At 73.3% G+C, this 16,996-nt stretch carries 13 protein-coding genes; 11 read left to right on the top strand and 2 right to left on the bottom strand.

All coding sequences use genetic code 11. From position 1 onward, the window contains the following. Positions 1 to 86 precede the first annotated feature (86 nt). Both PV364_RS20705 and PV364_RS20700 read left to right on the top strand, forming a co-directional pair. Positions 87 to 3,890, top strand: coding sequence for a glycosyltransferase family 2 protein (locus PV364_RS20705; protein WP_319661612.1), 3,804 nt, complete (start codon positions 87 to 89; stop codon positions 3,888 to 3,890). Beyond that, the gene (locus PV364_RS20700) at positions 3,887 to 5,368 is read left to right on the top strand and encodes a DUF5719 family protein (RefSeq protein WP_319661611.1); all 1,482 of its coding nucleotides are present in this window, start codon (positions 3,887 to 3,889) and stop codon (positions 5,366 to 5,368) included. The genes PV364_RS20705 and PV364_RS20700 overlap by 4 nt, the downstream gene beginning before the upstream one ends. A gap of 96 nt (positions 5,369 to 5,464) precedes the next feature. On the opposite strand, the gene PV364_RS20695 is transcribed toward PV364_RS20700, so the two are convergent. Next, complete coding sequence (locus PV364_RS20695) at positions 5,465 to 5,923, bottom strand: metallopeptidase family protein (protein WP_319661609.1); 459 nt, start codon at positions 5,921 to 5,923, stop codon at positions 5,465 to 5,467. A 350-nt stretch (positions 5,924 to 6,273) separates the two neighbouring features. Between PV364_RS20695 and PV364_RS20690 the strand changes: the two genes are divergently transcribed. From PV364_RS20690 to PV364_RS20655, 8 genes are all read left to right on the top strand, one after another. Continuing rightward, complete coding sequence (locus PV364_RS20690; RefSeq protein WP_319661608.1) at positions 6,274 to 6,648, top strand: DUF3499 domain-containing protein; 375 nt, start codon at positions 6,274 to 6,276, stop codon at positions 6,646 to 6,648. A gap of 126 nt (positions 6,649 to 6,774) precedes the next feature. After that, positions 6,775 to 8,133 (top strand): phosphomannomutase/phosphoglucomutase, encoded by a 1,359-nt coding sequence (locus PV364_RS20685; protein WP_319661607.1) that lies wholly within the window; start codon positions 6,775 to 6,777, stop codon positions 8,131 to 8,133. A 253-nt stretch (positions 8,134 to 8,386) separates the two neighbouring features. Further along, positions 8,387 to 8,566: a Trm112 family protein gene (locus PV364_RS20680; RefSeq protein ID WP_319661606.1), complete on the top strand. Its 180-nt coding sequence runs from the start codon at positions 8,387 to 8,389 to the stop codon at positions 8,564 to 8,566. 39 nt (positions 8,567 to 8,605) lie between these two features. Beyond that, positions 8,606 to 9,757 (top strand): SIS domain-containing protein, encoded by a 1,152-nt coding sequence (locus PV364_RS20675; RefSeq protein WP_319661605.1) that lies wholly within the window; start codon positions 8,606 to 8,608, stop codon positions 9,755 to 9,757. Between the two features lie 4 nt (positions 9,758 to 9,761). Next, a complete protein-coding gene (gene manA / locus PV364_RS20670) occupies positions 9,762 to 10,976 on the top strand; it encodes a mannose-6-phosphate isomerase, class I (RefSeq protein WP_319661604.1) in 1,215 nt (404 codons plus the stop codon). 96 nt (positions 10,977 to 11,072) lie between these two features. Next, complete coding sequence (locus tag PV364_RS20665; RefSeq protein ID WP_319661603.1) at positions 11,073 to 12,026, top strand: cation diffusion facilitator family transporter; 954 nt, start codon at positions 11,073 to 11,075, stop codon at positions 12,024 to 12,026. A 238-nt stretch (positions 12,027 to 12,264) separates the two neighbouring features. Continuing rightward, entirely contained in the window at positions 12,265 to 13,716 is a 1,452-nt protein-coding gene (gene ahcY / locus PV364_RS20660; RefSeq protein ID WP_319661602.1) for an adenosylhomocysteinase, read from the top strand. 120 nt (positions 13,717 to 13,836) lie between these two features. Beyond that, positions 13,837 to 14,460, top strand: a complete 624-nt coding sequence (locus PV364_RS20655) for a hypothetical protein (protein ID WP_319661601.1) — start codon at positions 13,837 to 13,839, stop codon at positions 14,458 to 14,460. 4 nt (positions 14,461 to 14,464) lie between these two features. Here the strand turns inward: PV364_RS20655 and PV364_RS20650 are convergent, their stop codons facing one another. After that, a complete protein-coding gene (locus PV364_RS20650) occupies positions 14,465 to 15,430 on the bottom strand; it encodes an RDD family protein (protein WP_319661600.1) in 966 nt (321 codons plus the stop codon). A 171-nt stretch (positions 15,431 to 15,601) separates the two neighbouring features. Here PV364_RS20650 and PV364_RS20645 point away from each other — a divergent pair, with 171 nt between their 5' ends. Next, positions 15,602 to 16,609: a stage II sporulation protein M gene (locus tag PV364_RS20645; RefSeq protein ID WP_319661599.1), complete on the top strand. Its 1,008-nt coding sequence runs from the start codon at positions 15,602 to 15,604 to the stop codon at positions 16,607 to 16,609. Positions 16,610 to 16,996 lie beyond the last annotated feature (387 nt).

Here is a 16,996-nt window from a genome sequence, read left to right as displayed (position 1 = left end):
CGGCCTCCCGCAACCGTTAGTGTGGGGGCCCGTCCGAGACGCCTGAGGCGTCGTCCGAAGTCCAGCGAACCGGGGCCCGAACCTCGATGTCCGTGAACAGTTCAGCCGGGACTCAATACGCCGCCCAGGCTCCGGAGTTCCCGCGCCACGTCGTCACCGCCGTGCTGGTAGCCCACGACGGTGCCCGGTGGTTGCCCAACGCGCTCGCGGGCCTGGTCTCCCAGGACCGCCCGGTCCAGGACGTCGTCGCCGCCGACACCGGCAGTGCCGACGACTCCGCCCGGCTGCTCGCCGAGTCCCTCGGCGACCACCGCGTCCTGCACCTCGCCCGGCGCAGCGGCTTCGGCGCCGCCGTCGAGGAGTGCGTCCGCGCCGCTCCGCCGATGACCGCCGAGCAGCTGCCGTACCTGCAGCGCCGCAGCGGCTGGGACCCGGTCGCCCGCACCTGGGACGACAACGCCTACGACGAGCCCGAGCAGCCCCACGGCGAGCCGGTGCACTGGCTCTGGCTGCTCCACGACGACTGCGAGCCCGCCCCCGACGCCCTGCGGAGCCTGCTGAAGGTCGCCGACTCCGCACCCTCCGCCGGTGTCATCGGCCCCAAGCTGCGCAGCTGGTACGACCGCCGCCAGCTCCTGGAGGTCGGCGTCTCCATCGCCCGCAGCGGCCGCCGCTGGACCGGGCTGGAGCGCCGCGAGCAGGACCAGGGCCAGCACGACCAGGTGCGCCAGGTGCTCTCGGTGTCCAGCGCCGGGATGCTCGTGCGCCGCGACGTGTGGGAGGAGCTCGGCGGCTTCGACCGCCGGCTGCCCCTCATGCGTGACGACGTCGACTTCTGCTGGCGCGCCCAGTCCGCCGGCCACACCGTCCTCATCGCGCCCGACGCCGTCCTGCGGCACGCCGAGGCCGCCTCCCGCGAACGCCGCCCCGTCGACTGCGCCGGCCGCTCCGCGGTCGACCCGCACCGCGTCGACAAGGCCGGCGCCGTCTACACCCTGCTGGCCAACACCCGCGGCGCCCTGCTGCCCTACGTCTTCGCGCGCCTGGTGCTCGGCACCGTGCTGCGCACGCTGGCCTACCTCGTCGGCAAGGTCCCCAAGCAGGCCGTCGACGAGATCACCGGCCTGCTGTCGGTGCTGCTGCGGCCCGGCCGCGTCCTCAGTGCCCGCAGGCAGCGCTCCCGGCCCGCCGTCGAGGCGTCCGAACTGAGGTCGCTCTTCCCGCCGCCCGGTGCGACCGTGCGCGCGACGGTCGAACAGGTCGTCAGCAACATCTCCGGCCGCGCCGCGGCCGACGCCACCTCCGCCGGCCGCCACGGCGGCGGCATCGACTCCGGCCCCAGCGGCGGGGACGACGACGGCGAGTACCTGGAGATCGAGCAGTTCGCCCTGCTCAAGCGGATCGCCCGGCAGCCCGCGCCGATGCTCTTCGCGGTCCTGCTGCTGTTCTCCCTCATCGCCTGCCGCCAGCTCCTCGGCGGCGGCGCCCTGTCCGGCGGCGCGCTGCTGCCCGCCCCGGACCGGGCGGGCGACCTGTGGGGCTCCTACCTCGGCGCCTGGCACGCCCTCGGCACCGGCAACACCGCGAGCGCGCCGCCGTACCTGGCGATCGTGGCGACCATGTCGAACGTGCTGTTCGGCAGCACCGGCCTCGCCCTGACCGTGCTCCTGGTGGCCTCCGTCCCGCTCGCCGGGCTGAGCGCGTACTTCGCCTCCCGGCCGCTGGTCGAGTCCCGGCTGCTGCGTGCCTGGGCGGCCGTCGCGTACGCCTTCCTGCCCGCCGCGACCGGCGCCCTGGCGGGTGGCCGGCTCGGCACCGCGGTCCTGGCCATCGTGCTGCCGCTGATGGCGCGTGCCGCCGTCTCCGCCGCGGGGCTGCGGCTGTCCCGCGACGCCGTCGACCGCGGCGTGCGCCCCGGCTGGCGTGCCGCCTGGGCCTTCGCGCTGCTGCTGACGCTCACCACCGCCTTCACCCCGGTCACCTGGCCCATCGCACTGGTGCTCGTCGTCGTCTCGGTCGCGCTGCGCCTCGTGCGCGGCCAGGGACACCTCGTCGTGCCCCTGGCGATGCGGGCCGTCGCGATCCTCGGCGCCCCCATGGTGGTGCTCGCGCCCTGGTCGCTGGACCTGCTCACCCAGCCCAAGCGCTTCCTGTACGAGGCCGGCCTGCCCTACGGCCCGCGCGCCGCATCCGCCACCGACCTCGTCCTGGTCAACCCCGGCGGCCCCGGCGCGGCCGGCGGGTGGCTGCTCGCCGGCATCGTGCTGGCCGCGCTCGCCGCCCTGCTGCGCGCCGGGCGCCGGCTGAGCATCATCAGCGCCTGGGTGGCCGCCCTGACCGGCCTGCTCTTCGCGGTCGCCGCCAACACCACCGCGTGGGCCGGGCCCGCCACCCTCGTGTACGGCCTCGCCCTGCTCGCCGCCGCCGCGGTCGGCGCCGAGAACGCACAGGAACGGCTCGCCGCCTCCGGCTTCGGCTGGCGCCAGCCCGCCGCCGCCCTCGTCGCCCTGGCCGCCGTCCTCGCCCCGCTGTCCGCCGCGGTCGGCTGGATGGCCGGCGGCGCCGACGGCCCCTTGGAGCGACGCGACCCGACGCAGGTCCCGGCCTTCGTCGCCGAGGAGGGCTCCACCCGCGACCAGGCCCGCACCCTGGTGCTGTCGGGCACGCCCGCCCGTGTCTCGTACGCCCTCGTGCGCGGCGCCGGAGCGCGCCTCGGCGACGCCGAGATCGCGGCCTCCGCGGGCGGCGACACCCGGCTGGACAAGATCGTCGCCAACCTCGTCGCCGGTTCCGGCGCCGACCAGGCAACCCAGCTCGGCGGCTACGCCGTGCGCTACGTCCTCGTCCAGCAGGGCGCCCCCCGCGAGGTGGGCCGCACCCTGGACAGCACCCCGGGCCTGTCCCGGCTCAGCCAGGCCGACGGCAGTGCGCTGTGGCGGGTCGACAACGACGTCGCCCGGCTCACGATCGTCCCCAAGCCCGCCGCTTCCGGTGACACCGCCGCCCCTGGCAGTGCGAGCACCCAGCCGGTCATGGTCGCCTCCGGCAAGGTCGAGGCGCACACCACGATCCCGGCCGGTCCCGAGGGACGCGTGCTGCGCCTCGCGGACAGCGTCGCCCCCGGCTGGAACGCCACCCTCGACGGCCGGGCGCTCACCCCGACCACCGTCGACGGCTGGGCCCAGGGCTTCGAACTGCCCGCCGGCGGAGGCCGCCTGGACCTCACCTACGACGACCCCTTCACCCACATCGTGTGGGTGTGGGTCCAGGGCTTCCTCGGCCTGGTCCTGATCGTCATGGCCCTGCCCGGGCGGCGCCGCGAGATCGACGACGACCTGCCGGAGACCGAGCCCGTTCCGGCCGGCGCCGCAGCCGCGGCCGCCGACATCCCGGCCCAGGCGACCGGCGACGGCCGCCGCGCCCGCAGGCTGCGCGCCGCCGCCGAGGCGGAGCCGGACGACGCCGACCCGGACGGACCGGAGCACCCGGAGGACGCTCCCGAGGAGCAGGCCGCGGAGTACACCGAGTACCCGGAGTACGACCCCTACGCCGCCGGGCCCCAGCAGAACGACCCGTACGGCCAGGAGCAGTGGGCCGCCGACTACCAGAGCACCTACGGCTACGAGCAGCCCGCCCAGCAGCCCCAGGAGCAGGACCAGCAGCCGGTCTACGACCCCTACGGCTACGGCGAGCAGCAGCCCCAGCAGGGCTATCCGCAGCCGGGCTACGAGCAGCAGCAGGGCTACGAGGAGCAGCCGGGCTACGGGCAGCAGCAGGGCTACGACCAGCAGGGTTACGAGCAGCAGCCCTACGACCCGTCCTACACGCCCTACGACCCGACGGCGTACGACTCGGACGGCTACCGCCGCGACGGGAGCAACCAGCAGTGAACCGCAGCGCCCTCTCCCTGATCGGCGTCACCGCCGCCCTCGCCGCCGTCACCGGCATCGCCACCCTGACCGGCGCGGGCACCCCGGAAGCCGCGCCCGCCGCCAGTGCGGCCCGGCTGCCCGTCGAACGGTCGACGCTGACCTGCCCCGCCCCGTCCGACTCGGACTTCGCGACGACGACGTACACGTCGTTCACGCCGAAGGGCGGCGCGGCGGGCGGCGCCGGAAGCGCCGCCCTGCTGCCCGCCGCCGGCCAGGACGGCAAGGCGCCCAAGGGCAAGCCCAAGCCGGTCGCCCCCCTCAAGGAGGCGGGCAAACCCGTCACCGCGACCACCGGGAGCACCAGCGCCCCCGCCCTCATCGGCACCGCCGACGGCGCCCTGGCGCCCGGCTGGACCGTGCAGCAGACCACCGTCATCGACGCCGGACCGGCCCGCGCCGTGCTCGGCACCTCCTGCGCGGTGCCGGACAGCGAGTTCTGGTTCCCGGCCGTCAGCACGGCCGCGACCCGTCAGGACTACGTCCACCTGACCAACCCCGACGACAACGCGGCCGTCGTCGACCTGGAGCTCTACGGCCCCAAGGGCCAGATCAAGACCGACACCGGCGACGGCATCACCGTGCCGCCCGGCGCCTCCGTCCCGGTGCTGCTGTCGACCCTGACCCCCGAGAAGACCGGCGGCCTCACCCTCCACGTCAGCGCCCGCAGCGGCCGGGTCGGCGCCACCGTCGAGGCCATCGACAGCAAGGCCGGCGGAGACTGGCTCGCCGCGTCCGCCGACCCCTCCGACACCCTCGTCATGCCGGGCATCCCGGCCGACGCGACCTCGGTGCAGCTGGTGGTCTTCGCGACCGGGGAGGACGACGCCGACCTCAAGCTGCGGCTGGCGGCCTCCGCGGGCGACATCACCCCGGCCGGCCACGAGACCGTCCACGTCAAGAGCGGCATGACCACCACCGTCGACCTCGGTGACGTCACCAAGGGCGAGGCGGGCTCGCTCGTCCTGACCCCGAGCGGCACCACGGGCTCGGCGCCGGTCGTCGCGGCGCTGCGGATCGCCCGCGGCAAGGGCGCCGACCAGGAGACCGCGTTCCTGCCCGCCACCGCGCCCGTCGGCGACCGCGCCACCGTCGCCGACAACCGCACCAAGGGCTCCACCCTCGCCCTCACCGCGCTCACCTCGGACGCCACGGTCAAGGTCACGACCTCGGCCTCCACCGCGGGCGGCGAGCCGGTCGGCAAGACGCTCTCGGTCAAGGCCGGGACGACCGTCGTGCTCTCCCCGCCCGACCCGTCGGCGGGCAAGGGCACCTACGCGGTCACGGTCGAGCCGTCCTCCGGCGGCCCGGTCTACGCCTCACGCACGCTGGAGCTGCCGCGGGACGGTGTCCCGATGTTCACCGTCCAGGCGATGCCGGACGACCGCGGCCTGGTGGCGGTGCCGGCGTCACGGGAAGACCTCTCGATCCTCAACTGACCTCATCCGCCGATGACTCGGGCCCGGGGCGCAGACTGCGCCCCGGGCCCGTGCCGTCGTCGGGGAAGCCCTCCGAGGACCTGCCTGCCCCGCGCGCTATCCCTCGCCGTAGCGGGGGTCGACGTTCTCCGGGGAGAGCCCCAGCAGCTCGGCCACCTGCTCCACGACCACGTCGTGCACCAGCAGCGCGCGCTCCTCGCGGGTCTTGGCCCGGATCTCCACCGGCCGCCGGTACACCACGATCCGGTGCGGGGTGCCCTTGCGCCCACCGAGCAGCCGCCCGAGCGGCACCCCGTCCTCGGACGCCCCGGCCCCGCCGGCCGCCTCGTCGTCGGCCCCGCCGGGCGGCCACGGCACCTCCTGCACGGCGAACTCCACCTCCGACAGTTGGGGCCACCTGCGCTCCAGACGGTCGGCCGCGTCCCGTACGAGGTCGTCGAAGGCGTCGGCGCGGCTGAGCGCCAGCGGCACCTGCGGTGGCGCGATGGGGCCGCGCATGCCACGTCCGTGTCGGTCGCGGCGGCGCTGGCGGGGTGCGGGCGAAGGGGTGTCCATCACCTCTGAGAGTAGCCGCCGGGAGCCCCGGGTATGCGGGCCCGTGACCGGTGCCATCACCACGGGGTACGAGGACCGGACATCCGGCGCGATGTCGCAGAATGTACGGTCGCGCGCTGGTGTCGTCCTCACAATTCCCCAACCGTGACTGCTCGGCTGCCGTCAATTGACGCCATTTGGCAGGTTTGGTGACGGCTGTCATCGTCGGTCGGGTCGCGCATTTCCGGCCCTTCGCAGGTCAGGGGCGCGGGTCGCAGGTCGGGCCATCCCGGCGAACCGGGACGACACGACGGAGTGGTGTCCCGGGGAGTCGTCGCGGCCCGCTCAAGAGTGCGGTACCGTCCAACGTCGTGAGCCCTGTACGTCGCTGTTCGCGCACCGCGTGTGGCCGTCCCGCCGTCGCGACGCTGACGTACGTCTACGCGGACTCGACCGCGGTACTCGGCCCCCTCGCGACCTACGCCGAACCCCACTGCTACGACCTGTGCTCCGAGCACTCCGAGCGCCTCACCGCCCCGCGCGGCTGGGAGGTCGTGCGCCTCGCCACCGACACCGGCCCCAGCCGCCCCAGCGGTGACGACCTCGAGGCGCTCGCCAACGCCGTGCGCGAGGCCGCCCGCCCCCCGGAGCGCGACGGCGGCAAGCCGGCCGGCGGCCGGGGCGGCGACCCGATGGAGATCGCCCGGCGCGGCCACCTGCGCGTCCTGCGCTCGCCCGACTCCTGACCCGGTCCACCCCCGTCCGGGAGCGGATCCACCGTGATGGGTACTCCTCGTCCGGATGTTCAGGTATGCCCGGTAGGTTTGGTCCGCAGTCCATGACCGGCAACCGGACAGAGTGGAGCACATGCGGTGACCGACCTCTCCCAGCTCGTGAAGGCGTACGACGTCCGTGGAGTCGTCCCCGACCAATGGGGCGAGCCGCTCGCCGAACTCTTCGGCGCGGCCTTCGTCACCGTGACCGGAGCCGACGCGATCGTCACCGGCCACGACATGCGGCCCTCCTCGCCCGGCCTGTCCCGGGCCTTCGCCCGCGGCGCCGCCTCCCGCGGCGCGTCGGTCACCGAGATCGGGCTCTGCTCGACCGACCAGCTCTACTTCGCCAGCGGCAAGCTCGGCCTGCCCGGCGCGATGTTCACCGCCAGCCACAACCCCGCCCGGTACAACGGCATCAAGATGTGCCGCGCGGGCGCCGCGCCGGTCGGCCAGGAGACCGGTCTCGCCGAGATCCGCGAACTCGTCGAGCAGTGGTCCGAGACCGGCCTGCCGGCGAGCGACGCCACCCCCGGCGGGATCACCCAGCAGGACCTGCTGAGCGACTACGCCACGCACCTGCGCACCCTCGTCGACCTCACCGCGATCCGGCCGCTGAAGGTCGTCGTGGACGCCGGCAACGGCATGGGCGGCCACACCGTCCCGACCGTCTTCGACGGGCTGCCCCTCGACCTCGTCCCGATGTACTTCGAGCTCGACGGCACCTTCCCCAACCACGAGGCGAACCCGCTCGACCCGAAGAACATCGTCGACCTGCAGGAGAAGGTCCGGGAGACCGGCGCCGACATCGGCATCGCCTTCGACGGCGACGCCGACCGCTGCTTCGTCGTGGACGAGCGCGGCGAGCCCGTCCCGCCCTCCGCGATCACCGCCCTGGTCGCCGCGCGCGAGCTGGCCAAGCACCCCGGCTCCGCCGTCATCCACAACCTGATCACCTCGTGGTCCGTGCCCGAGGTCGTCAAGGAGCACGGCGGCACCCCCGTGCGGACCCGCGTCGGCCACTCCTTCATCAAGCAGGAAATGGCCCGCACCGGCGCCGTGTTCGGCGGCGAGCACTCCGCGCACTACTACTTCCGGGACTTCTGGAACGCCGACACGGGCATGCTCGCCGCCCTCCACGTCCTCGCCGCCCTCGGCGGCCAGGACGGAACGCTGTCCGCGCTCGTCGCCGAGTACGACCGGTACGCCGCCTCCGGCGAGATCAACACCGCCGTCGACGACCAGGCCGGCCGCACCGCCGCCGTCCGCGCGGCCTACGCCGACCGCCCGGGCGTCACGATCGACGAACTGGACGGCCTCACCGTCACCTCCGGCGACTGGTGGTTCAACCTCCGCCCGTCCAACACCGAGCCGCTGCTGCGCCTCAACGTCGAGGCCCGCACCGCCGACCTCGTCGCCGAGGTCCGCGACGAGGTGCTGGCCATCGTCCGCGCCTGAGGCGCCGGGCGTCAGGCGCCCCGCGCGTCCGCGCGTTCCCGGCGCCCCGACGGGGGCCGGGAATGCGCGCACCCCGAGCGGGACGTGATCCCCACGCCGCGAACGCCCCGGCGATACGCTGAAACGGCCAACCGGCCCGACGGCCGGGAAGCGCCCGCACGGACTGCACCGCATCGCAACGCACCGCATCGCTTTGCACCCGCACGGCCCGCCCGGACACCACGGGCACCGACCCGAAGGAAGTCGCGACACCATGCCGCTCGTCGAAGCCAGCCTCCTGGAAATCCTCGCCTGCCCCGCCTGCCACGCCCCCCTGCGCGAGGACGTCGACGCCCGCGAACTCGCCTGCACCTCCGGCGACTGCGGCCTGGCCTACCCCGTCCGCGACGACATCCCCGTCCTGCTGGTCGACGAGGCCCGCCGCCCGGCGTAACCCCGCACCGACACACCAGGACCGGGAGGTCACGCCACAATGCTCGACGAGACGCTGCTCGACGACCCCGAGGGCCTCGCCCGCGCCGACACCCGGGGCCTGCTCCTGGGCGTCGCCGCCGCCGGGGCCCGCGTGCGCACCGCCGCCCGGCTGGCGCAGGAGGCCGGCATAGGGGAACTGAAGCCGGACGGCCGCCCCCGCAGCGTCCTCGTCGCGGGCCCCGGCGCGGCCACCGCCGCCACCGTCGCCGAACTCCTGGCGGCCCTCGGCAGCGGCAGCGCCCCCGTCCTGCCGCTGCGCCCCACCGGCCCGGCCCCGTACGACCTGCACTGGACCCTGCCCGGCTGGGCCGGACCGCTCGACCTGCTGCTCATCGCCAGTCCCATGGGCACCGAAGCCGGCCTGGCCGACCTCATCGAGCAGGCCTACCGCCGCGGCTGCACCGCCGCCGCCGTCGTGCCCGACGGGTCGCCCATCGCCGAGGCCATCGCCCAAGTACGCGGCCTGGTCCTCCCGTACGCCGCCGCCCCCGAGCCCGGTGCGTCCGACGCCGCCGACCCCGACGAGGACCTGGGCGCCTTCTGGGCCCTGCTCACCCCGCTGCTCGCCCTCGGCGACCGGATCGGGCTGCTGCCCGCACCCGCCGACGCCATCGAGAGCGTCGCCGACCGCCTCGACGAGGTCGCCGCCCGCTGCGGCCCCGCCATCGCCACCTACAGCAACCCCGCCAAGGCACTCGCCTCCGAACTCGCCGAGTCCCTGCCGGTGCTGTGGAGCGAGGGCCCCGTGTCCGCCGTCGCCGCCCGGCGCTTCGCCGCGACCATCGCCTCCCGCGCCGGACGCCCCGCCCTGCACGGCGAGCTCCCCGAGGCCGTCGACACCCACGGCGCGCTGCTCGCCGGCGCGCTCGCCGGCGCCCTGGACCCCGACGACTTCTTCCGCGACCGCGTCGAGGAGCCCGAGGACCTGCGCCTGCGCGTCGTCCTCCTGCACCGCCCCGGCAACGGCGACCAGGCCCCCGCCAGCAGCTCCGCCGCCGTGGCGCGGGAGTTCACCACCACCCACGACACCCCGCTCAGCGAACTCGCCGCCGCCCCCGACAGCACCCCGCTGGAAGCCGCCGTCGAACTCCTCGCCGTCACGGATTTCGCCTCCGTTTACCTTGCTGTCACCTCCGCTGGGAGATCATGAGCCCATGGACCGGCTGACCAACACCATTCGCCCGTACGCGTGGGGCTCCACGACCGCCATCCCGGAGCTCCTGGGCACCAGCCCCACAGGCGAGCCGCAGGCCGAGATGTGGATGGGCGCCCACCCCGGCGCCCCCTCACGCGTCGACCGCGGGGGCGGTCCGGTCCCGCTCGACCAGGTCATCGCCGCCGACCCGCGCGCCGAACTGGGCCCCGCGGCCGTCGAGCGCTTCGGCCCCCGGCTGCCGTTCCTGCTCAAGGTGCTGGCCGCCGGTTCGCCGCTGTCCCTGCAGGTCCACCCCGACCTCGCACAGGCCGCCGCCGGCTTCGCCGACGAGGAGGCCCGCGGCATCCCCGTGGACGCCCCGCACCGCAACTACAAGGACGCCAACCACAAGCCGGAGATGATCGTCGCGCTCACGCCCTTCGAGGGCCTGTGCGGCTTCCGGCACCCCCAGGAGACCGCCGACCTCCTCTCCGGACTCGGCGTCGACTCCCTCAAGCCCTACGTCGACATCCTGCACGCGCACCCCGAGGCCGCCGCCCTGCGCGAAGTCCTCACCGCCGTGCTCGGCGCCGAGCGGCACGCGATGGCCGGCACCGTCAACGAGGCCGCCGAGGCAGCCGCCCGCCGCGCCGCCGAGGGCGGCCCGCACGCTGACGCCTACGCCGCGTACGCGTCCATCGCCCACACCTACCCGGGCGACCCCGGCGTCATCGCCGCCATGCTGCTCAACCACATACGCCTCCAGCCCGGCGAGGCCCTCTTCCTCGGCGCCGGCATCCCGCACGCCTACCTCAGCGGCCTCGGCGTCGAGATCATGGCCAACTCCGACAACGTCCTGCGCTGCGGCCTCACCCCCAAGCACGTCGACGTCCCCGAGCTTTTGCGCATCGTCCGCTTCGAGTCGGCCGACCCCGGCGTCCTGCGCCCCGAGGCCTCCCCGAACGGCGAGGAGCTCTACACCACCCCCATCGAGGAGTTCCGGCTCTCCCGCTACGCCCTCGCCGCCGGCGGCGCCCCGCGCGCGCTCGACGACAGCACCGCGCAGATCCTGCTCTGCACCGAAGGCACGGCCACCGTCCGCGCCGCCGGCACCGCCGGCGAGCCGCAGCGGGAACTCGCCCTGGCCCCCGGCCAGTCCGCCTACGTACCCGCGGGCGAACAGGTCCAACTCCTCGGCGAGGGAACGGTCTTCCGTGCCACCGTGGTGGCCTGACGCACCCACGCAATCGCGGCCTGCAAGAATGTCCCGCCGTAGCGCCGTAAAGACCGGGCAAAGACCGGTGGCCGACGGAAGGGATACCCAGCACCTATGAGCGCGTCAGGCGGAACCAAGGCGATCGTCGCCGCATTGGGGGCCAACCTTGCCATCGCGGTGAGCAAGTTCGTGGCGTTCGCCTTCAGCGGCTCGTCCTCCATGCTCGCCGAAGGCGTCCACTCGGTCGCCGACTCGGGCAACCAGGCGCTGCTCCTGCTGGGCGGCAAGAAGGCCAAGAAGGCCGCCACCGAGGAACACCCCTTCGGCTACGGGCGTGAGCGGTACATCTACGGATTCCTCGTCTCCATCGTCCTGTTCACCATCGGTGGCGTCTTCGCTCTGTACGAGGGCTACGAGAAGGTCCAGCACCCGCACGAGATCGAGCACTGGTACTGGCCCATCGGTGTCCTCCTCTTCGCGATCGTGGCCGAGGGCTTCTCCTTCCGCACCGCCATCCAGGAGTCCAACGAACTGCGCGGCCGGCAGAGCTGGGCTCAGTTCATCCGCACCGCCAAGGCCCCCGAACTGCCCGTCGTCCTGCTGGAGGACTTCGGCGCCCTCGTCGGCCTCGTGCTCGCCCTCGCGGGCGTCGGCGTGTCCCTGCTCACCGGCAACGGCGTCTGGGACGGCGTCGGCACCCTCTGCATCGGCGCCCTACTCGTCGTCATCGCCCTCGTCCTCGCCTCGGAGACCAAGTCGCTGCTGCTCGGCGAATCCGCCGGCCCGGAGACCGTCACCCGCATCCGCGAGGCCATCGTCGACGGCGACACCGTCACCGGCGTGATCCACATGCGCACTCTCCACCTCGGCCCCGACGAACTCCTCGTCGCCGCCAAGATCGCCGTCCAGCACGACGACACGGCCACCGAGGTCGCCCGCGCCATCGACGCCGCCGAGGCCCGCATCCGCGTGGCCGTCCCCATCGCCCGGGTGATCTACCTGGAACCCGACATCTACCGTGAGCAGAAGGCGGCCCCCGAGGCGCCGGCCGCCCCGGAAACGGCCTGATCCCTCCACGCCACCTCCACCGAGGGCCCGGTTCCGGTCGGGCACTCGGTGTAGATTCGTGGGTAGCCAGACGTCGCTGCTGATGGCGGTCGGGCGGTCCGCACACCGGACCGTCCGAGGGAGAGAGGGCCTCCGACGGGCTGAGCTGCGGTCGAGGGAGACGTATGTCCGCATGCCTCCCACGCCCCGCAGCGGAAAAGCCGATGTCCGCTCTCGAACCACCCCACGAGGAGACTGCATGTCCCCCGTCAACAACGACTTCAAGGTCGCCGACCTCTCGCTGGCCGAGTTCGGCCGCAAGGAGATCACCCTCGCCGAGCACGAGATGCCCGGCCTGATGGCGATCCGCGCGGAGTACGCCGCCACCCAGCCCCTCGCCGGCGCCCGCATCACCGGCTCCCTGCACATGACCGTGCAGACCGCCGTCCTCATCGAGACCCTGGCCGCCCTCGGGGCGCAGGTGCGCTGGGCCTCCTGCAACATCTTCTCCACGCAGGACCACGCCGCCGCGGCCATCGCCGTCGGCCCCGACGGCACCCCCGACAACCCCCGGGGCATCCCGGTCTTCGCCTGGAAGGGCGAGACCCTCTCCGAGTACTGGTGGTGCACCGAGCAGGCGCTCACCTGGGCCGACGCCCCCACCGGCGGCCCGAACATGATCCTGGACGACGGCGGCGACGCCACCCTCCTGGTCCACAAGGGCGTCGAGTTCGAGAAGGCCGGCGCGGCGCCGGACCCCGCGACCGCCGACAGCGACGAGTACCGCGAGATCCTCACGCTGCTCAACCGCACCCTCGGCGAGAACCCGCAGAAGTGGACCCAGCTCGCCTCCGAGATCCGCGGTGTCACCGAGGAGACCACCACCGGCGTCCACCGCCTGTACGAGATGCAGCGCGACGGCACCCTGCTCTTCCCGGCGATCAACGTCAACGACGCCGTCACCAAGTCGAAGTTCGACAACAAGTACGGCTGCCGCCACTCCCTCATCGACGGCATCAACCGCGCCACCGACGTCCTCATCGGCGGCAAGGTGGCCGTCGTCTGCGGCTACGGCGACGTCGGCAAGGGCTGCGCCGAGTCCCTCCGCGGCCAGGGCGCCCGCGTCATCGTCACCGAGATCGACCCCATCAACGCCCTCCAGGCCGCGATGGACGGCTACCAGGTCACCGTGCTCGAGGACGTCGTCGAGACCGCCGACATCTTCGTCACCACCACCGGCAACCGCGACATCATCCTCGCCGAGCACATGCAGCGCATGAAGCACCAGGCGATCGTCGGCAACATCGGCCACTTCGACAACGAGATCGACATGGCCGGCCTCGCCAAGATCCCCGGCATCGTCAAGGACGAGGTCAAGCCGCAGGTGCACACCTGGACCTTCCCCGACGGCCGGGTCCTCATCGTGCTGTCCGAAGGCCGCCTGCTGAACCTGGGCAACGCCACCGGTCACCCCTCGTTCGTGATGTCCAACTCCTTCTCGGACCAGACCCTGGCCCAGATCGAGCTGTTCACCAAGCCCGAGGAGTACCCGATCGGCGTCTACGTCCTGCCCAAGCAGCTCGACGAGAAGGTCGCCCGGCTCCACCTCGACGCCCTCGGGGTCAAGCTCACCACCCTGCGCCCCGAGCAGGCCTCCTACATCGGCGTCCCGGTGGAGGGCCCGTACAAGCCGGACCACTACCGCTACTGAGGCCACCGCCGACGCCGCGAACACCGCGGCGCCCCGGCACCACCTCAGCCGGCCCGCAGGCCCCCGCCCCCGGCGGGGGCCTGCCCCGTACCACCGGCACCGCCCCCGTAAGGTCGATCCATGCCCCGAGGCCGCTACTCCTTCCACGACACGCACGACCACACCCCCCTCGGCGAAGAACACTTCCACTGCGCCACCGGCCCCTCCGGCTGGCGCTACACCGCGCAGACCACGCACGCCGACGGCAGCCACGCGGGCTCCATCGACCTCACCGTCGACGAACTCGGCCGCCCCATCCGCCTGGAACTCAACGCCGCGAGCTGGCAGGTCCGCGGCGCCGCCCTCGAAGGCGTCACCTGGGTACGCACCGACCCCTCCGGCGAACACGCCCAGGAGGGAAACGTCCGGGCACACGCCTTCAGCGGCGTATCCCCTGCCTTCTACATCGCGACGGCGCGCCTGCTGCGCCTGCGTCCCGGCGCCCCGGCCACCCGCGTCCGACTCGTCGCATTCCAGCCCCCCGTGCTCGCTCCCCGTACCCTCGACCAGTCGTGGGCCTTGGTGAAGAGCGAAGCACACCCCACTGACAACGGACCCCTGACCGTGGACGAATACCAGGTCAGCGCCCTCGACACCGGCGAGCAGCACACCGTGCACATCGCCGGCGACGTCGTCCTCGCGGCCCCCGGCATCGAACTCGAGGACCTCGCATCACCCCCGTCGCAATTCCCCGCGACGGACTGACCGTTCAGGCCGGCGGCGCGAACCCGGTCGACTGCCCGGTGGACGGTGGGACCGGCAGAACGGGCGGAGCGGGCGGAACGGGAGAGGCGGCAGGGGCCGGGGGAGCGGAGGGAGGAACAGGGCGGACAGGGGAACCCGGCGAACCTGCCGCCGGCGTCAACGGCACCGCCGCCACTTCTTCCCCGGGCGCCCCCCAGCCCTGCGCCGGAGGACCCGCGTGCGCGAACCCCGCCGCGCCGAAGACCCTCCGCGCCTCCCGCGCCTGCCGTTCGCCCACCACCGCCGCCAGATACGCCACCGCGGGCGTCCCCTGCGGCACCGGCGTCCCCGTGCACGCCGCCACGTCCGCCGCCAGCCGCCCCGCCATCGACCACCCCACCTGCGGATCCAACTGGTGCATCCGCGCCAGGTACTGCCGCACCGCAAGCCACAGCCCCTCGGGCACCGCCGAGAGATCCGCACCGGCCACCCGATCCGCCAGCCACGGCGGCGCGGGCGGCATCGCCTGCGGGGCCCGCGGCACCGGGATCCGCTCCCGCACCACCAGCGTCCCCGCGAACACGTCCCCGACCCGCCGCCCCCGTGCCGAGACCAGCGAGGCGACACAGGCGATCACCCCGAGGAACGCCTGGATCTCGACCACTCCCACCGCCCCCCGCACCAGCGCGTGCCGGAACCGGATCGGCCCGCCGTCGTCCCGGACCACCCGCAGCCCGCACGCCAGCTTCCCCAGCGAACGGCCACGCGACAGCGTCTCCACCGCGATCGGCACCCCGAACAGCACGAGCACCAGCGACGCCACGTACACCGCGGCCAGCGCGGCATCGTCCAGCGACGACGTCGCCGCGAGCAGCCCCAGCGAGACGACCATGTACCCGCCGAAATAGACGACGGCATCCAGCGCCGCCGCCAGCGCCCGGCTCGGCAGCCGCGCCGGCTGCAGCCCCAACTCCACTGCCTCGCCTGTCACCAGGCGGCCGGTAGCCCCCGCTTCGTAAGGCGCGTCGCCGCCCGTCGCACCGCTCCTACCGATCGCACCGCTCATACGGGCACCCTCCTCGACCCCCACCCCGGAACCCGGCCCGACCAGTCTGCCCCGTCTGCCAAGCTGGGACCTCCCGGCCAGCCAGGAGCAGCGACCATGGACCTCGACGTCTTCGCAGCCGCCCACCGCCACGAGTGGGACCGGCTGGACGCCCTGCTGCACCGCGGCCGGCGCCTCACCGGCGAAGAGGCCGACGAACTCGTCACCCTCTACCAACGGGCCGCCACCCATCTCTCCCTCGTCCAGTCCAGCGCACCCGACCCCGCGCTCGTCGGACGCCTCACGACCCTCGTCGCCCGGGCCCGCAGCGCCGTCACGGGCGCCCGCACTCCCGGCTGGCGCGACGCGGCCCACTTCTTCACGGCGGCCTTCCCCGCCGCCGTCTACCGATCGCGGCACTGGTGGGTGCCCACCGCCCTGCTCTCCACGGCACTTGCCGCGCTCATCGGCTGGTGGGTCGCCACGCACCCGCACGTCCAGGCCGCCATCGCGGCTCCCGACGAACTGCGGACCCTCACCCGGCCCGGCGGCGAGTACGAGTCCTACTACTCCAGCCACCCCGCCGCCTCCTTCGCGGCCCAGGTCTGGACGAACAACGCCATGGCCGCCGGCTGGTGCCTGGTCCTCGGAGTGTTCCTCGGGCTCCCCGTGCTGTACGTCCTCTTCCAGAACGTGCTCAACCTGGGTGTCGGCCTGGGCCTCATGGGCTCCGCCGGCCGACTCGACACCTTCCTCGGCCTGCTCCTCCCGCACGGACTCCTCGAACTCACCGCCGTGTTCGTCGCCGCCGGCACGGGTCTGCGCCTCGGTTGGACCGTCATCGACCCCGGCCCGCGCCCCCGTCGGACCGCGCTCGCCGAAGAAGGACGCGCCGTCATCGGCATGGCCATCGGGCTGGCCGTCGTGCTCCTCGTATCGGGCGTGATCGAAGCCTTCGTGACCCCCTCCGGCCTCCCCACCTGGGCCCGCATCGCCATCGGCGTCGCCGCGGAGCTGGCTTTCCTCACCTACGTCTACGTGCCAGGACGCCGTGCCGCCCGCGCCGGTGAGACCGGTGATCTCGAGCGCCTCGACCGCAGCGATGTCCTCCCCACGGCAGCATGACCCGGATGGCGCACGGCATGGATGTGCATCCGGCCTTCCTGACCTGCTAGTCTCCTCTTCGCCCCAAGAAACCTGTTGACACGGGTAGACTGGGGAGGTAGATTCGAGAAGTTGCCACGAACTGGACAGGTTCGAGGCCAGCGGCTAGAATCTAGACCGCTTCGAAGATTATCGATCGCAGCGAAATCTCCCAGGATGAAAATCCCGAGTGTTTTTCGTGCGTCGTTATTCGAAAAGCAAATCCCCCCGCCGGCGGGAATCGGGCCCGAAAGAGTCTGATAAGCTGGTGACAACGAAGGGAAAGCCCGGAGGGGCCGGTGAAACGGTCTCGAAGGAAGCTTCCGTTCCTTGAGAACTCAACAGCGTGCCAAAAGTCAACGCCAGATA

It is taken from the genome of Streptomyces sp. MI02-7b (assembly GCF_033793585.1).
In the GTDB taxonomy this organism is placed as follows: Bacteria; Actinomycetota; Actinomycetes; order Streptomycetales; family Streptomycetaceae; genus Actinacidiphila.
Note: the sequence above shows the minus strand (reverse complement) of the source record. Positions and strands in the feature narration are given on the sequence as shown.